The organism is Bradyrhizobium lablabi (assembly GCF_018129385.1).
Lineage (GTDB): Bacteria > Pseudomonadota > Alphaproteobacteria > Rhizobiales > Xanthobacteraceae > Bradyrhizobium > Bradyrhizobium lablabi_C.
Genome location: NZ_JAFCLN010000002.1, coordinates 402,184 through 420,351 on the forward strand (window position 1 = coordinate 402,184; position 18,168 = coordinate 420,351).

The 18,168-nt window shown below is 62.8% G+C and carries 7 protein-coding genes; 6 read left to right on the plus strand and 1 reads right to left on the minus strand.

The window, feature by feature from the left end:
- Nucleotides 1-232: 232 nt before the first annotated feature.
- The 3 genes from JQ628_RS05435 (at nt 233) to JQ628_RS05445 (ending at nt 4,402) form a co-directional block, all read left to right on the plus strand.
- A complete protein-coding gene (locus JQ628_RS05435; protein WP_349628020.1) occupies nt 233-691 on the plus strand; it encodes a GlcG/HbpS family heme-binding protein in 459 nt (152 codons plus the stop codon).
- 247 nt (nt 692-938) lie between these two features.
- Entirely contained in the window at nt 939-3,788 is a 2,850-nt protein-coding gene (locus JQ628_RS05440) for an ATP-binding protein (RefSeq protein WP_212220412.1), read from the plus strand.
- A 149-nt stretch (nt 3,789-3,937) separates the two neighbouring features.
- Nucleotides 3,938-4,402, plus strand: coding sequence for a DUF1348 family protein (locus JQ628_RS05445; protein WP_212220416.1), 465 nt, complete (start codon nt 3,938-3,940; stop codon nt 4,400-4,402).
- A gap of 115 nt (nt 4,403-4,517) precedes the next feature.
- Here JQ628_RS05445 and JQ628_RS05450 read toward each other — a convergent pair whose 3' ends face one another.
- A complete protein-coding gene (locus tag JQ628_RS05450) occupies nt 4,518-5,504 on the minus strand; it encodes a GlxA family transcriptional regulator (RefSeq protein WP_212220420.1) in 987 nt (328 codons plus the stop codon).
- 174 nt (nt 5,505-5,678) lie between these two features.
- Here JQ628_RS05450 and JQ628_RS05455 point away from each other — a divergent pair, with 174 nt between their 5' ends.
- The 3 genes from JQ628_RS05455 to JQ628_RS05465 all read left to right on the plus strand — a co-directional run bounded on the left by JQ628_RS05455 (nt 5,679) and on the right by JQ628_RS05465 (nt 18,160).
- Nucleotides 5,679-6,320, plus strand: coding sequence for an HD domain-containing protein (locus tag JQ628_RS05455; RefSeq protein ID WP_212220422.1), 642 nt, complete (start codon nt 5,679-5,681; stop codon nt 6,318-6,320).
- 62 nt (nt 6,321-6,382) lie between these two features.
- The gene (locus JQ628_RS05460) at nt 6,383-7,834 is read left to right on the plus strand and encodes a catalase (RefSeq protein WP_212220425.1); all 1,452 of its coding nucleotides are present in this window, start codon (nt 6,383-6,385) and stop codon (nt 7,832-7,834) included.
- Nucleotides 7,835-8,119: 285 nt separating this feature from the next.
- Nucleotides 8,120-18,160 (plus strand): choice-of-anchor I family protein, encoded by a 10,041-nt coding sequence (locus JQ628_RS05465; protein ID WP_212220428.1) that lies wholly within the window; start codon nt 8,120-8,122, stop codon nt 18,158-18,160.
- Nucleotides 18,161-18,168 lie beyond the last annotated feature (8 nt).

The following is an 18,168-nucleotide window of genomic DNA, read 5'->3' on the forward strand; positions in this document are numbered from 1 at the left end:
TGTTCACTCAGGCAGCGGGATATATCAGTCCTTCACCACACCTCTCGCCGTTTTATGCAATTTCACGTTCCTCGATCCGGTCTCGAAGTTACTGCTAAAGCCGTAGTCGTCGCGGTGCGCAGCGACCTCATTGCCTACCCGGAAACATTGAGATGAATGTGAACGTTCTTAAGAGCGTTTGAGCGCGTAAAGAGAGGAAGGACAGATTATGAGGGCAATACAGGTTGCGGTCGTGATCGTTGCACTTGTGGTGGTGGCGAAAATCCCTGCGGCGATGGCCCAGTTCATGGACAAGAAGGTCCTCACACTGGCTACGGCACTGAACATGGCGGCAGCCGCCAAGGCGGAGGCTGAACGCAATCATATCGCAGGCGTGATCGCTATCGTCGACGATGGTGGCTGGCCGATTGTCCTCGTGCGCATGGATAACGCAGCCTATCTCGCGAGCGTTGATCTGGCGCCCGGGAAGGCGCGAGCTGCCGCTTTGTTCAAGAAGCCGACCGAAGCGCTCGAAAACGCGATCAATCAGGGCCGCATCGCGGCCGTGACAGCTCACAAATTCGTCGAGATGAAGGGCGGACTTCCCATCGTTGTCGATGGGCAGGTCATCGGTGGCATCGGTGCAAGCTTTGATACTCCGGAACACGATGTACAAATTGCCGAGGCCGGCCTCGCGGTACTTGGACGATGATCCCCATGTCCGCCACGAGGCGAGCAGAGCCGGGAGAACTCGGGACTCGTTTATGACTTAACCTTCCGCCGACGCTGGCATCACACGGAAACTTTTCGTCAAGTTGAAGCGGGAACCGTAGTGCCATCCGGCGCGCCAGTCGTGCACCCGCACGGCCGAAACCATCCAAAAAGCGGCTGCATTTTGCGATTGGAACATGTTATCCGGGACCGGGGTGCATGCGGCGCGCATATTTCGAAGGTCGAATTTGCTGCAACGATCCGACGAACTCGACGTGTTTCAATTCGGGCCGTTCCGTCTGGTCGTCTCGAAGCGATTGCTGCTGAAGGATAATGAGCCTGTCGCGATCGGCAGCCGTGCGTTCGATATCCTGATCGCGCTGGTCGAGCGGGCAGGCGAAGTCGTCAGCCACAAGGAGTTGGTCACACGGGCTTGGCCTGACGTCGTTGTCGAAGAGACCAGTCTCCGGGTTCATATGGCGGGACTTCGCCGTGCGCTCGGCGATGGCCGCGAGGGCGCGCGTTACATCACCAATGTGCCCGGCAGGGGATATTGTTTCGTGGGATCGGTCCAGCGTTCGGCGCCGGACAGCATGCCGGCTGCCGCGCCAGCCTGGAGCATCCAGGGCGAAACCCTTCCGGTGCGATTGCTTCGGATGGTCGGCCGCAACGAGACCATCGATGCGTTGCGCGCCCAAGTCACGTTTCAACGTTTCGTCAGCATTGTGGGGCCAGGCGGCGTCGGCAAGACAACGGTCGCCATCGCTGTTGCGCACGAAATCGCCGCCGAATTTGGCAATGCCATCTGCTTTGTGGATCTCGGCGCTCTCAAGAATGGCGTGCTGGTGGTGCCGGCCGTGGCATCGGCGATCGGCTGTCTGGAGCAGGTCCAGGAATCGCTGCCGCGCCTACTCGCCTTCGCGGCGGACAAGCGCGTGCTGCTCGTGCTCGACAGTTGCGAACACGTCATCGACTCCGTAGCGGCGCTGGCGGAAGGACTATGCCGTGAGGCGCCGCTCGTCCATATCATCGCGACTTCGCGCGAGTCGCTCCGGGTGGAAGGCGAGCATGTCCACTTGCTCCAGGCCTTGGATACCCCGTCAGGAGAGGCGAGCCTCTCGGCCGCTTCAGCGTTGGCGTCACCGGCCGTGCAGCTTTTCATGGATCGGGCCGCCGCCGGCGGATATCGGCTTGGTCTATCCGACGAGGACGCGCCGCTTGTTTCAGAAATCTGCCGCCAGCTGGACGGCATGCCACTGGCGATCGAACTGACAGCAAGCAGGACCAGCACCTACGGCATCAACGGTCTCGCTCAATTGATCGGCGACCGGTTGATGCTTGCCTGGCAGAAGCGTCTCGGCGCGCCGCGCCATCAGACGCTTCAGGCAATGCTCGACTGGAGTTACGATCTGTTGTCGGAAGACGAGCAGGCCGTTCTATGTGCGCTGTCTATTTTCGTGGGCGCCTTCGAACTCGAAATGGCGCAGGCAATCGCGTCGGACATGGATCGGGACGCATGCTCCATCATCGGTGCGATAGCGAGCCTGATCGACAAATCATTGATCTCGGTAAATCGGTCGGAACGCGACAATATCTACCGTCTGCTCGACACGACCCGAACCTACGCCGCAGCCAAGTTGACCGAACGGGGCGAGGCCGACGCGGTCGCCAGGCGCCATGCCCTGCACTTTGCAGAACGTTTGGCAGCCGTTCGGGCTCCCGTCCGGAGGGATCGCGATTTGACGGCTCACGCGCGGCAGATCGGCGACATCAGGGCCGCGCTGGAATGGAGCTTTTCGGATACCGGCGACGCTTCAGTCGGGGTGGCGCTCGCCTCGGGCGCTGTTCCTCTGCTTCTCGGCATGTCGATGCTGCGTGAGTGCAGGCACTGGTGCCTGGAGACAATGAATGCGTTGTCGGGCGAGCATCTTGGGACCCGGCTCGAATTGAGCCTCTTGCTGTCGCTTGCCACCGCATCGAACCACGGTCACAGCGACAGCACTGAAGTCGGATCGGCGCTGGAACGTGGATTGGCGCTAGCCGATTCCCTGGGGGATACCGAGTATCAGCTGGAATTTCTGGCAGGCCTTAATCTTTTCCGGACGCGGCTTGCCGATCATGGCGCTGCCCTCGCGGCCGCCGAACGCTATGCCGCCACCGCCGGAGAGCTTCGTGGTGACCACGAGATCGTTACCGCCCAGTGGATGTTAGGAGCTACTCATCATCTCATCGGAAGCCAGGCTCTTGCGCAGCATAGTTATGAGAACGGTTTCCGGCGTGCCGCGACAGCCGGCGTGAGCAAAGTGCACTCCTTCGGATATGATCATCAGGTCAGGGCCTTGATCGGCTATGCACGGACGCTGTGGTTGCGTGGTTTTGCCGATCAGGCTTCCGAAATCGCCCGCCAGGGCATCGAAGTTGCCGAACGGCTCGGTCATCCTGTTTCGCTTTGCATCTGCCTGATGTACGCCACACCGGTCTTCATCTGGCGCGGCGATTATCAAACAGCCGAGCAACTCATCGACCGGCTCATTGCACAGGCTAGCAGGTACTCGCTAACGATGTATCAGGCCGGCGGCCTCGGCTTGCGAGGCGAAGCCATGCTGGCGCGTGGCGAGACCAGCGCCGGGGTCGAATCCCTGCGTGTTGCGCTGTCTACGGTGCAAACCGAACAGCGATATATCCTCTCAACAACCCTCTCACGCGCGCTGGCGGAAGGATTGGCGGCGACTGGGCATCCCGCAGAAGCGATAATGATCATCGATGCGGCCGTGGACGGAGCCGGGCGCGGCTCGGGGACATTTGAGCTGCCCGACCTGTTGCGGGCCCGTGCCGCGGTGCAGTTGGCGGCGTCACGTGAAAACTGGAGGTCTGCAGAGGCCTCTCTCACCGCTTCGCTCGATTGCGCCCGTCGGCAAGCTGCCCCGGGATGGGAATTGCGCGCCGCAATCGCATTGGCTCGCTTATGGACGGATCTTGAGCGCGCCGATGAGGCACGATCCCTCCTTTTTGAGGTCCGTTCACGGTTTACGGAGGGATACGAGACGACTGACCTGCGTCAGACCGAACATCTGCTTCACACCCTCGGCGTCCGATAGGTTGTCTTCCTGTCTTGTATGCCAGTTTACTTGTAGAGACGCTAACGGGCTTCGCCTGCATTCACACTTCGTAACACCAATAAACTCGCAACCGGGCAGGCGAGGCGTCAGTCTGTGACAGCATTTTCGTCACTGGCTGGAGCAAGTTCATGGCGTCTTCTCGCGTTTCATCCATCAGTTGGGAGGCCGCCGCGGCAAAGGTTCGCGGCTCGGAAGATAGCTGGAATATCCGCGATCCCGAGCTTGTTGCCCGCGACTATGCCATCGACAGTTTCTGGCGCAGCCGCATCGAGTTTCTTTCGGGGCGTGCGGCGATCGAAACGTTTCTGCGACGCGAGTGGGCGAAGTTCGCGGAATACCGCCGAATCCACGAGCTTTGGGCCGTTACGGGCAACCGCATAGCCGTGCGGTTTAGCTACGAATACCTCAATGAACGCGGCGATTGGCACCGGGCGTACGGCAACGAGAACTGGGAACTCGATCGCGATGGGTTGATACGCCTGCGCGTGGCCAGCATCAACGAGCACGTCATCCTGGAAGCCCAGCGGATGTTCCGGTGGCCCGAAGGGCCCAGGCCCGACGATCATCCCGAACTCAGCGATTTCGATTTCTAGGTCGGCGAAGCATCTGACCATGTCTGAATGGCCCCCGCAGGCAGTGCCGATCGCAATCTTCGACAGGAAGCACCTCTCCACTCACGCGGTCACGACGGCGGGAGGCATGCTTCAATCACGAACCTGCAGCCTGCACTTCGGTCCGCCGAAAGCTCGCTCGATACTGCGCCGGCGTCACACCCAAACGTTCGCTGAACACGATGCGCATCCGGTCAGTCGTGCCGAACCCGCAGTCATAGGCGACTGCCTTGAGAGGCATGTCGCTGCTTTCAAGCCGCATGCGCGCGGCATCGACACGCGCCCGCTCGACGAACTCGTGCGGCGTGATGCCGGTCTCGCGAACAAAATGCCGGGCGAGGTTGCGCGTGCTCATTCCGACCGTTTCGGCGAGCGACTGAAGCGTATGACGGCTGCCGATATGGGCCATCACATGATCCTGAATGCGTGCGATCGGCGAAGCAGGATCGGCGGGCGCCGTGAGATACGGACTGAACTGCGACTGCCCGCCCTGACGCTGTGCCACCACCACGAGGCGTTTGGCGACGGCCACAGCCACGGCAGGGCCGTGGCGCTCGCCAACCAGCGCAAGTGCCAGGTCTATGCCCGCGGTTACCCCGGCCGATGTGACAAGGCGGCCATCACGCACATAGATCAGGTCGGGCTCCACACGCGCTTTCGGAAAGCGTGCGGCGAGCCTTGCGGCATTCTGCCAATGGGTCGTTGCACGTTTGTCGTCGAGCAGCCCGGCATGACCGAGCGCGAAGGCGCCGGTACAGATCGAGCCATAGATGCTGGCGCGCCATGGCGCCTCGCGCAGCCACTCGGTAAAGCGAGGATCCGGATCGGCGTCGGGCAGTGCCGGGCCGCCGGCGACAAACAGCATGTCGAAGCCGCCGGCCGCTTCCTCGAAACTCAGGTCAGCCATCATCTGCATCCCGTTCGATGCGCGAACCGGCTTGCGGTCGGCGGCGATCAACACCGTTTCATACTGTGCGTCCCCTGCGACATAGCCGTTGGCTTCAGCGAACACATCGACCGGGCCTGCCACATCGAGGGCTTGCACGCCCTCGTGAATGACGATGCCTACTTTCTGGCCGGCCATTTTCGCCTTCCTCCGATGTTGGCTGGAAACGGTGTGCCATTGTCCCGATCCGACGGGCAAGCGTTAGTGCGATCGCGCGCCGAAATCTCCATAACAAGACAGACCGCCGCTCTCGACAATGGGCCGGATCTCCAGCCATCCGGGCCTCCACGAACCCATGAAAGGAGTGTTTCGATGATCGAGTTCATTGCAGGTATCCGCGTTCCCGACAGCGCCATGGCGCGCGCCGCAACCCAGCTCATCCGCGATACCGAGGACGATCTGCTCTACAATCACAGCCGCCGGGTGTTCTTCTGGGGCGCCTTGACGGGCGAAAGGAAGGCGCTGAAGTACGATCCGGAGTTGCTCTATATCGGTGCGATGTTTCACGACATGGGGCTGACCGAAGCGCATTCCAGCCCCGATCTGCGGTTCGAGGTCGACGGCGCGAACGCCGCGCGCGATTTCCTCAGAAGCTATAGCGTGCCCCAACAGGACATCGAGGATGTCTGGGCCGCGATCGCGCTTCATACGACGCCGGGCATCCCGGAACACATGCGACCGACCATTGCGCTCGTTACCGCGGGGGTCGAGATGGACGTGTTGGGCATCGCCTATCACGATTTCACGCATGAGCAGCGCGATCATGTCTGCGCACATCATCCGCGCGAGACGAACTTCAAGGAAAACATCATCGATCACTTTGCGCGAGGAATCATCAAGAAGCCGCTGACGACGTTCGGCAACGTGAAAGCCGACGTGCTCGCACTCAAGGATATGAACTACGTCCGCCAGAATTTCTGCTCGATCATCCTTGCATCGGCCTGGCCGAGCTAAAGGCTACAAGCAGCCCGCAACCCAGCAGTCGACGTCCTCCACACACGAAGTGACATCAAGCAATGACCGATTCTCGTCCTCCCATGACCCATGCGACCGGCGCACCGGTTGTCGACAACCTGAACACGATGACGGCCGGACCGCGCGGTCCTGCGCTCCTCCAGGACATCTGGCTCATCGAAAAGATGGCGCATTTCGATCGGGAGGTAATTCCCGAGCGCCGGATGCATGCGAAAGGCTGGGGTGCCTACGGCACGTTCACGGTGACGCACGACATCACGCGTTTCACCAAGGCGCGGATTTTTTCCGGGATCGGAAAGAAGACCGACCTGTTCGTCCGGTTCTCGACGGTGGCCGGTGAGCGCGGCGCGGCGGATGCCGAACGCGATATCCGCGGGTTTGCCGTCAAGTTCTATACGGAAGAGGGAAACTGGGACATCGTCGGCAACAACACGCCGGTGTTCTTCTTCCGCGATCCCATGCGGTTTCCCGACCTGAACCACGCCATCAAGCGCGATCCGCGTACCGGCCTGCGTTCGGCCGACAGCAACTGGGATTTCTGGTCGCTGCTGCCGGAGGCGCTGCACCAGGTGACGATCGTGATGTCGGATCGAGGCATACCGAAAAGTTTTCGGCATATGCACGGCTTCGGCAGCCATACGTTCTCCATGATCAATGCGGTGAACGAGCGGGTCTGGGTCAAGTTTCACTTCCGAACGCGGCAAGGCATCGAAAACCTGACCGATCAGGAGGCCGCCGCACGGGTCGCCGGCGATCGCGAGACGCATGGCCGCGATCTGCTCGAGGCGATCGACAGCGGCAACTTTCCGAAATGGACACTGTTCATCCAGGTAATGACGGAGGCGCAGGCCCGCAGTCACAGGCATAATCCATTCGATCTCACCAAGGTATGGCCAAAGGCGGACTATCCACTGATCGAGGTCGGCGAGATGGAGTTGAACCGCTACCCGGACAACTACTTCGCTGAAGTGGAGCAGGCCGCTTTCTCCCCGGCGAACGTCGTGCCCGGCATCGGATTTTCGCCCGACAGGATGCTGCAGGCGCGGCTGTTCTCCTATGGCGATACCCAGCGTTACCGGCTTGGCGTCAACTTCAACCACATTCCGGTCAATGCGCCACGCTGCCCGGTTCACAGCTATCATCGCGACGGCAAGATGCGCACCGACGGCAATGCCGAGGGCAAGCCGAGCTACTGGCCGAACTCGCGCGGGGCCTGGATGGGCGACGCCCCCGAACTGATGGAGCCGCCTCTCAAGTTGGAGGGCAGCGCAGACCATTATGATCATCGCGTCGATGAGGATCATTTCGAGCAGCCGGGCAACCTGTTCCGTCTCATGACGCCGGCCCAACGGCAGCTTCTGTTCGAGAACACCGCGCGAGCGATGGGCGATGCGCGCCTCGAAGTGAAGCAGCGCCACATCGACAATTGCGCCAAGGCCGATCCTGCCTACGGGGCAGGCGTCGCGGCGGCACTGGGACTGCGATTTCGATAGTGACAACGCCTGCGTCATTTTGGCGCGACCCGGGAATAAACAGGAATAAATCAGCAAGCGCGAATTTTCCGATGAAAGTTCGCGCAAACAGCCGAATTGCCGCTGTGAGCGAGAATATCGACGACGTGCATGGTTAATAAACCGTCACCTCGATGTAATTAACGGCCGCCTATATTCCCGCGCGCCGACGTTAGCTGCGGCGTCAAACAAAACCCTCCTTCAATGCTGCGCGAGCACCTCGTGCCGCCACGGCATTCCTTTGCCTTCTTCATATGGAGAATTTCGATGGCTCTCGGTCCCGGTTCGATTGCATTCGTCGGTTTCAACGCAGACGGAAATGACGGCTTCGCCTTCATTGTCATCGATCCGATTGCTGCCGGAACGGTAATCCGGTTCAGCGACAACGAATGGAACGGCTCGGCCATCGGCGCCGGCGGCGCTTTCAACTCGGGTGAAGGCGGTTTGACCTGGACCAACGGCGCAAGCGAACTGGCGGCCGGCACGATCGTCGAAATCCTCAATACTTCTTCCACCGCCACCCGCAGCGTCAACATCGGCACGGTTTCCGGCGGAACGATCGCGCTCGGCAACTCCGACGAGTCGATCTATGCTTTCCTTGGAACATCCGAGAGCACGCCGACCACGTTCCTGGCTGCGGTGACGAACACCAACGGCGGCTTCACCACTGCGACCGGCAGCGGGCTGCTCGGCGGTACCGGCCTCACTGCGGGGCAGACGGCGCTGGTGCTGCCCCGGACGGATGGCGCCGATGTCGCCGTCTACGATCCGGCTGTCGGCGGCCTGATCTTCGCATCGCGCATTGCCGCTCTGACGGCGTTCAACACCACCGCCAATTATATCGCGCAAAGCGGCAGCGGCGATCAGGACAATGACGGTACGAGGCCCGATGCGCCGTTCCGCACCGATCCGCAATCGCCGCTGGCAGGCGTGACGTTCGACATCCCGTCCGGCACGCAGGCGCAGACCGTTGCCTTCAACGCCGGCTCGGTCTCCGTCTCCCACGCCGAAGGCAATGCCGGAACGACGATCTTCACCTTCACCGTCGAACGCACCGGCGGCACCACCGGTGACCTCAGCTTCACGGGACAGCTCACCTCGGCAGCGGCCAATGCCGCGGATTTCAGCGGCGTTGTGGCCGTGCCGTTCACCTTCAACGGCGTCATACCCGCCGGCCAGACTTCGACAACCGTGATCGTGCAGATCGCGGGCGACACCACGGTCGAAGCTGACGAGAATTTCACACTGACGTTGCAGACGGCTTCGAACAACAGCAGCGGCGTATCGACCTCGCTTGGCGCGCAGACGGTTGCCGCCGGGACGATTCAGAACGACGATTCCGCTCCCGGAAACGAAATCAACGGCATCGCGATCCTCGACCAGGCGCCGTCGCTACAGGGCAATGCCGTGACACCGGTCGGCACCAACGCGGTCGAGCTCGTTCGTCTCGGCAATTACGCGCCCGCCGCCGGCACCAACGCCGAGGTGGTTTCGTTCGACCCCACGACCGATCGGGCCTACGTGCTCAACACCATCGGCGAGACGATCGATATCGTCGCCATCAGCGCGACCGGCGCCGTCAGCTTCGTGTCCTCGATCGACCTGAGCGAACTCGACGGCTTCGGCGGCGCAAATTCGGTCGCGATCAAGAACGGCATTCTCGCCGTGGCTTGCGGCGGCGCCCCGGCCGGAACGGACGGGTTCATCGCCCTTTTCGATTCAAACGGTACGTTGATCAACACCGTCGATGTCGGCGCCGGCCCCGACCAAGTGGTTTTCAGCGCTGACGGATCGAAACTGCTGGTCGCCAACGAAGGCGAACCGGTCGTGGTTTCGCTCCCCGGCGGCGGTACGCAATTGATCAACCCTGAGGGCAGCATCTCCATCATCGACCTTTCGGGCGGTGCCGCCAACGCGGCCGTGACCAACACCATCTCGTTCGACGGCCTCGACGGTTTTGAAGCGGTGCTCGAGCAGGCAGGCGTTGCGATCCTGGACGGCCAAACGGCGTCCGCGGATATCGAACCGGAATACATCACGGTTTCGCCGGACGGAACCCGCGCCTATGTCACACTACAGGAGGTCAACGCGGTCGCGGTGATCGATCTGACCGATGCCACGGCAAGCAAGCCGATCGCGATCCTGCCGCTTGGCGGCGTCGATCGCAATCTGGCCGGCAACGCTTTTGACGGCACCGATCGTGGTGGAATCAATCTCCAGGCCGCCGACGTGATCGGTCTGCTTCAGCCGGATGCCATTGCCAGCTTTGAGGTCGGCGGCGCGACTTACTTCGTCACCGCGAACGAGGGCGATGCGCGAGTGGAACTCGACGATGAGTCCAATCTCGCCGACCTCTTGCTCGACTCCACGGCCTATCCGAACGCCGCGGCCCTCCAGAACAACACCACCGGCCTCGGGCGGCTTCGTGTCCGGTCCGACCTCGGCGATACCGACGGCGACGGCGACATCGATCAGATCTACGCATACGGCGGCCGCGGCATTTCGATCTTCAAGCAAAATGCCGACGGCACCATCACCAAGGTTCGCGAAACCGGCGGTGAGTTCGAGGCGATCATTGCGCGCGATTTTGCGGCGCGGTTCAACATCGACACCGCCGAAAACGGGGGAGGCGGCGCTGCCGACAATCGCTCCGACAACAAGGGTCCGGAGCCGGAGGGCGTCGATATCGGCGTCATCAATGGCCGCACCTACGCCTTTGTCGGCCTCGAGCGTGTCGGCGGCGTCATGATCTATGACATCACCGATCCGGCCAATGCTTCCTATGTCGGCTACCGGCCGCCGCTGGCAGGTGAAGGCAACGCGCCCCAAGTCACCAAGTTTATCAGCGCCGCTGACAGCCCGACCGGCACGGCACTCGTGCTGACCGCCAACGAGGGCGACTCAAGCGCGGGATATGCCGGCTCTGGGCTGACCGTTTACGCGGCCCTGCCGGAAGACTACACGCAGGAGGTTCGTATTGCGTCCTCCTCGACCAATGTCACGCACGCGGAAGGCAATAGCGGCACCACCGCGTTCACCTTCACCGTCGAGCGTACCAACGGCACGATCGGCTCGATCGACGTGACGCTGCAACTGGCGCCGGGCGCCAGCAACGGCGCCAATGCGCAGGACTTCTCCGGCATCGCGAACCTGCCGAGCACCGTCACGGTCACGATTCCCGCTGGCCAGACCTCGGCGACAGTGACGATCAACGTCGCCGGCGACAGCTCGTTCGAAGCCAACGAGATCTTCACGGCTACCATCACCGGCGCAACGACGACGCAGGAAGGCGTGGCCGCTGCGGTGAGCGCCACCCAGGCGGTCGCGACCGGCACGATCCAGAACGACGATATCATGCATATCTACGACGTTCAGGGCGCGGGACATCGCTCGGAGCATGTCGGCCAGCAGGTCACGGTGCGCGGCATCGTCACGGCCATCGATGCGTCCGGCACCGAGAATGGCGGCAACAACCCGGTCGGCTATTACATCCAGGACGCGGTGGGCGACGGCGACTACCGGACCTCGGACGGCATTTTTGTCTTCCTGGGCACCGGCGCCGGGGCAACGATCCCGGCCGGCATCGTGGTCGGCGCGGAAGTGCAATTGACCGCAACGGTCAACGAATTCGCCAGCACGAACCAGCTCTCGGTGACACAGCTCAATCCGGTGGCAGGCACGACGAGCATATTGTCCACCGGCAATGCATTGCCGACGGCGGTACGCATCGGCGACGTCGACAACCTCGTGACCGGACTTGAGCGCAAGCCGGCCCTGGTTTCGCTCGGTGACGACGATGTCGACACCACGGCGCCGGGCGGCGTCTACGATCCGGTCCATCAGGGATCGGATTTCTGGGAATCGCTGGAGGGCATGCGGGTCACGCTTGAAGACGTGCGCGTCACGTCTCCCTTCCACTCGGCTTTTGACGAGCAGTTCGTCACGCCGAACGTGGGCGCCAACCCCTCGGACAACCCGCGGGGCGGCCTGACCATCAGCGACACGACGCCCGGAACGGCGCAGCCTGCCGACAAGGTGTTCGATTTCAATCCGGAGCGCATCCAGCTCGATGACGAGGCGGGCGTTGCGCTGCCAACCGGCTGGCAGACCGGCGATCGCCTGGGCGATGTGACCGGCGTCGTCAACTACGCCAACGGCCAGTACGAGGTGAACACGACCGAGGCCTATGGCCCGGTTACGGCGGCGAACCTCCAGAAGGAAACCACCACCATCGTGGAGAATTTCGACCGGATGCGGGTTGCGACCTTCAATGTCGAGAATCTCGCGCCGGTGGGTCAACCCGTGGATGGCGTGCCCACGCCGCAAAGCAAGTTCGACGGTCTTGCGGCCGCCATCGTCAACAACCTCAAGGCGCCCGAAATCATTGCGCTCCAGGAAGTGCTGGACAATAACGGCGCCACCAGCTCGGGCACCACAAGCGCTTCGCTGACCCTGTCGCAGCTCATCGACGCCATCGTTGCCGCGGGCGGGCCGCGCTATGTGGCCATCGACTCACCGCCGATCGACAATATCGGCGGCATCCCCGGCGGCAATCAGCGTGTTGCCTACCTGTACAATCCCGATGCGGTTTCGCCGACCTCGCGCAACGGCCTGACCACCATCCTCTCCGATGCGGATGGCGTGAAGGTGCAGGAATTCCCGAGCGCCGACCAGATCGGGCAGGGCAATACCGATTTTGCCGCCACGCGCAAATCGCTGCCGATGGAATGGTCGCCGGTGGGCTACACCGACGACCAGGGCGGAACGTTCTGGACCGTCAATAACCATCTCTCCTCCAAGGGCGGTTCGGCTCCGCTCTACACCACCTTGCTCGACCTGCCGCTCTATGCCGATCCGATCAACGGGACCGCGCAACAGACCGGCACCTCGAACGAGCGTGAAGGGCAGGCCGAAACGATCAACGCCTTCGTCGACAGTCTCCTCGGCAACGTGTCGACGACCGATGACCGTATCGTGGTGTTGGGCGACCTGAACGACTTCCAGTTTTTCCCGGTCGTCGATCTCGTCACCGGCGCGCTCACCCGCACCACCGCCAATCCGGACGGAACCGCCAGCATCTTTGCGCCCGGTAGCGCCGTACTGGCGGAGCTGATCAGCAAGCTGCCCGAGAACGAGCGCTATTCCTACAATTTCGACGGCAACGCGCAGGCGCTCGATCACATCCTGGTCACCAACAACCTGTTCGACAGCACCCAGTTCGACATCGTGCACATCAACTCGGAATTCATCGACCAGCTTTCCGATCATGATCCCTCGGTGTCGTCGCTCGTGATGTCCCGCTCGGCTGCGATCGCAACCGCCGGCAATGACGTGTTCGACCAGGCCGCCTATACCCTCAAGTTCGGCGCGCGCGGCAGCCTGTCCGGCGATGACACGTTCAGCGGCCTCGGCGGTGACGACCGCTTTGTCGCCGGCGGCGGCAACGACCTGATCGACGGCGGCAGCAACGGGGCGGCCGGCGACGTCGCCGTCTACACCGGTGCACGCAGCAACTACACGATCACCATGCAGAGCGGCTCCTTTGTCATCACCGACAACCGTGCAGGCTCCGCCGATGGTGTCGACACCGTCGTGAACGTGGAACGGTTCGAGTTTTCGGACCGGACGCTCACGGCCGCGCAACTGATCGACCAGGTGGGACCCGTGCTCACGACGGCAAACCCCGCCGACAACGCGACCGGCGTTGCTGCCGGCAGCAACATCGTCCTGACCTTCGACGAAGCTGTTGCAGCCGGCACCGGCAACATCGTCATCAGCAACGGCGCCGGTGATACGCGTACGATCTCGATCAACGACGCCTCGCAGGTCACGATCTCCGGCAACACCGTCACCGTCAATCCGACGGCCGATCTGGTGGCTGGAGCCTCCTACGACGTCACGATGGCTTCGGGCGTGATCACCGATGCTGCCGGTAATGCCTTCGGCGGTATCGCCCAGGATGCCCTCGACTTCACCGTCACGGCAGCGTCGCAGAACTTCCGCCTGCAACTGCTGCACTTCTCGGACGGCGAAGCCAGTCTGCTTGCGACCAGCACCGCCAAGAACCTCGCGGCCATGGTCGATGCCTTCGAGGATCAGTTCGCCAACACGCTGGTTCTCTCGGGCGGCGACAACTTCCTTGCCGGTCCGTTCCTCTCGGCTGGTACCGATGCGTCGGTCCGGGCCGCTATCAACGCGGCGTCGGGCTCGAACGTTGCGGCCGGCGTGAACGTGCCGATTGCGGCCGCCGATATCGCAATGCTCAATGCGATCGGCGTCGAAGCGTCGACCATCGGTAACCACGAATTCGATCTCGGCTCGCGTGTTCTGCGCGACGCGTTCACGCCGGGCAGCGTTGCGGGCTGGTCGGGCGCGAACTTCGTGTACCTGTCCTCGAACCTCGACTTCTCGGGCGATGCCGACCTCAATCCGCGCTTCACCAACACGGTGGGCAACGGGGCAGGGACGCTGACCCCGGAAGCCAACACGTTGAAGGGCCGGATCGCTCCGGCGGCGGTTATCACCGAAGGCGGCGAGAGAATCGGTCTCATCGGCGCCACCACGCAGCTCCTGGAGTCGATCTCATCGCCGACCGGCACCGAGGTGAGGGGCTTCCCGACCGGCCCCGGCGCCAACGGCGAAGTCAACGACATGGTGCTGCTCGCAGCCCAGTTGCAGCCGATCATCGACGAGATGATTGCCGAAGGCGTCAACAAGATCATCGTGCAGTCGCATCTACAGCAGATCCAGAACGAGAAGCTGCTGGCGACCCTGCTGCGCGGCGTCGACATCATCCTGTCGGCAGGCTCGGATACGCGCCTTGCCGATGCCGATGACGAGCTGGTTGCCTTCCCGGGACACAGCCCGACCCCCGACGATACCTATCCGCTCGTCACAACGGGCGCCGACGGTGGCACGACCCTGATCGTCAATACCGACAACGAGTACACCTATCTCGGGCGTCTGGTCGTCGACTTCGACCAGCAGGGCCGGATCGTGCTGCCGAGCCTCACCGAGAACCAGTCGATCAACGGCGCCTATGCTTCGACGCAAGAGAACGTCGCCGAGGCCTGGAACACGACGGTCGGCAACCTCGAAAACACGGCCTTCGCGGAAGGCACCCGCGGCGACAAGGTCCGTGACGTCACCGACGCCGTCCAGGCCGTCATCAACGTCAAGGATGGCAATGTCTTCGGCTTCTCCAACGTCTATCTCGAGGGCGAGCGCGCCATCATTCGTAACGAGGAAACCAACCTCGGAGACATCACTGCCGACGCCAACGCCGCGGCGTTGCGCGATGCGGTCGGTGACGTACCGTTCGTGGTTTCGCTCAAGAACGGCGGAGGCATCCGCTCGGCCATCGGGACGGTGTCCGATCCGGACCCGGTCACCGGCGAGATCGACAAGCTGCCGACCGCGGCCAATCCGGACGCCGGCAAGCCGGCAGGCGCGATCTCGCAGCTCGACGTCGAGAACGCCCTGCGCTTCGACAACAAGCTGATGGCGTTCGACACCACGGTGCAGGGTCTGCTCAACATCCTCAACTGGGGCGCGGGCCTCGGTCCGAACAACGGCGGATTCCCGCAGATCGGCGGCGTGGCCTATTCCTACGATCCGACTGGCCAGGGTAACGTCGGCACCACGCCGGGATCGCGTATCCGCGACCTTGCGCTGATCGATGAGGACGGCAACACCATCGTCAAGCTCGTCGACAACGGCGTCATCCTCCAGGATGTCCCGTCCGTCATCACGGTGATCACTTTGAACTTCACCGCCAATGGCGGCGATGGGTACCCGACCAAGGCGAATGGCGAGAATTTCCGCTATCTGCTGGCGGACGGAACGCTGTCGGCGCCGGTGGACGAGTCGCTCGACTTCACTTCTGCGGCCGGTTTCGCGGGAGGTGGCGTCACCGCGGCCAACGTGCTGGGCGAACAGGCGGCGTTCGCGGATTATATGTCCGAGAGGTACGGCACCCCCGAGACCGCCTACAACATGGCCGACACGACCCAGGCCGGTGATCTGCGCATCCAGAACCAGGGGGCACGCACCGATACCGTGCTCAACGCCGTCGCCGTGACCGAGAACGGCGGCGCCGGAGACGATCATCTCACCGGATCGGCGCTTGACGACGTGCTGACCGGCAATGCCGGCAACGACACGCTGTTCGGTTACGGCGGCAACGACCTGCTGCGGGGCGGTGGCGGCAACGACAAGCTCTACGGCGGACCGGGCCGCGACACCCTGCTCGGCGGATCGGGTGACGATCTGCTTGATGGCGGCGAGCAGAACGATCAACTCGAAGGCGGTCGCGGCAACGACACCGCTACCGGCGGCGCCGGGTCGGATACGTACTCCTACGAGTTCGGCGACGGCTCAGACACCATCACCGAGGCCGCGGGTACGCCCGCCGACAGCGATATCCTGGTGTTCCAGGATGTCGCCTCGTCAGAGGTTACGTTCCAGAAGCTTGGCAACGACACCCAGATCGTCCTGTCGGACGGCAGCATCGTCACGCTGAAGGGCCAGCAGGCCGGCGGCGGCGTCGAGAGGGTGATGTTCGCCGATGGCGAGGAACTCGACCGAACCGGCATCACCGACGCGCAGGTCAATCGCGGGCCGGTAGCCACCGACGACACGGCTGCGGACGTGGCCGAAGATGCGGCAGCGTTCATCATCCCGTTCGCCAACATCCTTGGCAACGACACCGACGCCGACCTCGACACGCTCGTCATCAGCGCCGTGTCGAACGGAGTCGGCGGCACCGTGGAGCTGGTCGCAGGCGGCGTGAAGTTCACGCCAGCGGCCAATTTCAACGGCCCGGCCTCGTTCGAATACACGGTCAGCGATGGCCGCGGCGGTTCGGACACCGGCAAGGTCAGCTTCACCGTTACGTCGGCGAACGACGCACCGACGGCGACTTCACCGGTGACGGCAAACACCGACGAGGACACCGTGCTGGTCGGCCAGATCGCCGCCAGTGATGCGGACGGCAACACGCTGACCTACCAGGCGGGCAGTGCCCAGCACGGCACGGTGAGCGTCAATGCGCAGGGCCAGTACACCTATACGCCGGTCGCGAACTTCCACGGCAGCGACAGCTTCATCATCCAGGTCAGCGACGGCATCGCGCCGCCCGTCGACGTGGTGGTGAATGTGACGGTCGCAGCGGTGAACGACGCCCCGACGGTGACGACGCCGGTGGCAGCGAACACCAACGAGGACACCCAGCTGGTTGGCCAGATCGCCGCCAGCGATGTGGACGGCGACGTGCTGACCTACCAGGCCGGGGCTGCGCAGCACGGCACGGTCAGCGTCAATGCCCAGGGTCAGTACACCTACACGCCGGATACGAACTTCCACGGCAGCGACAGCTTCATCATCAAGGTCAGCGACGGCACTGCGCCGGCCGTTGACGCCGTGGTGAACGTGACGGTCGCTCCGGTGAACGACGCGCCGGTCACGGTGGACGACGCGGCGACGGTCGGCGAAAACCAGTCGCAGGCCTTCGCGCTGACGGCAAACGACACCGATGTCGAGGACGGCGTACCGCCGACCTTGACCGCGTTCGAGGTGACCGGTGTTTCGGGCATCAACCTGAGCAACGGCGCCGCGCAGTCGGCCTTCTCGATCAACCAGAGCGGCCAGTTGCAGTTCAACCCCGGCAACCTGTTCGATGGCCTGAACGACGGTGAAAACGCTACCGTTTCCATTCGTTATACAGCCGAGGACAATGCTCACGCCGCCTCGACCGGAACCTTCACCTTGACGGTCACCGGCGAGACGGATGCCAACGTGATCGACGGCACCAACGCCAGCAATCTGCTGTTCGGTACCGAAGGGGTCGATATCATCAACGGGCGCGGTGCGGCCGACTTCCTGTTCGGCCAAGGCGGCAACGACATCGTCAATGCCGGATCCGGCAACGACTTCGTGTTCGGCGGTTCCGGCAGGGACATCCTGCGCGGAGAAGCCGGCCGCGATGTCCTGTTTGGTGAAAACGGCAACGACACGCTCGCCGGCGGTCAGGGCAACGATCAGCTTTACGGCGGCGCGGGCAACGATACCTTCGTGTTCCAGCGGGGAGACGGACGCGATCTCGTGTTCGATTTCCAGGCTGGTGCGGGCTCGGACGACGTCATTCAACTCGATGCTGCGGTATTTGCCGACTTCAACGCGTTGATGCAGTCGAGCGCAGTGTCAAACACCGCGATCGGTACCGAGATCGCCTACAATGACGGGTCCAGCATCACCCTGATCGGGGTCAACAAGGCATCTCTCACGGTGGACGACTTCCGCTTCGCCTGATCGTCCAG

Excerpts from the sequence above, each read along its gene's own strand:
- JQ628_RS05445 (WP_212220416.1), top strand. The coding sequence starts at position 3,938 with ATGGCGTCTTCTCGCGTTTCATCCATCAGTTGGGAGGCCGCCGCGGCA.
- JQ628_RS05450 (WP_212220420.1), bottom strand. The coding sequence starts at position 5,504 with ATGGCCGGCCAGAAAGTAGGCATCGTCATTCACGAGGGCGTGCAAGCC.
- JQ628_RS05455 (WP_212220422.1), top strand. The coding sequence starts at position 5,679 with ATGATCGAGTTCATTGCAGGTATCCGCGTTCCCGACAGCGCCATGGCG.
- JQ628_RS05460 (WP_212220425.1), top strand. The coding sequence starts at position 6,383 with ATGACCGATTCTCGTCCTCCCATGACCCATGCGACCGGCGCACCGGTT.
- JQ628_RS05465 (WP_212220428.1), top strand. The coding sequence starts at position 8,120 with ATGGCTCTCGGTCCCGGTTCGATTGCATTCGTCGGTTTCAACGCAGAC.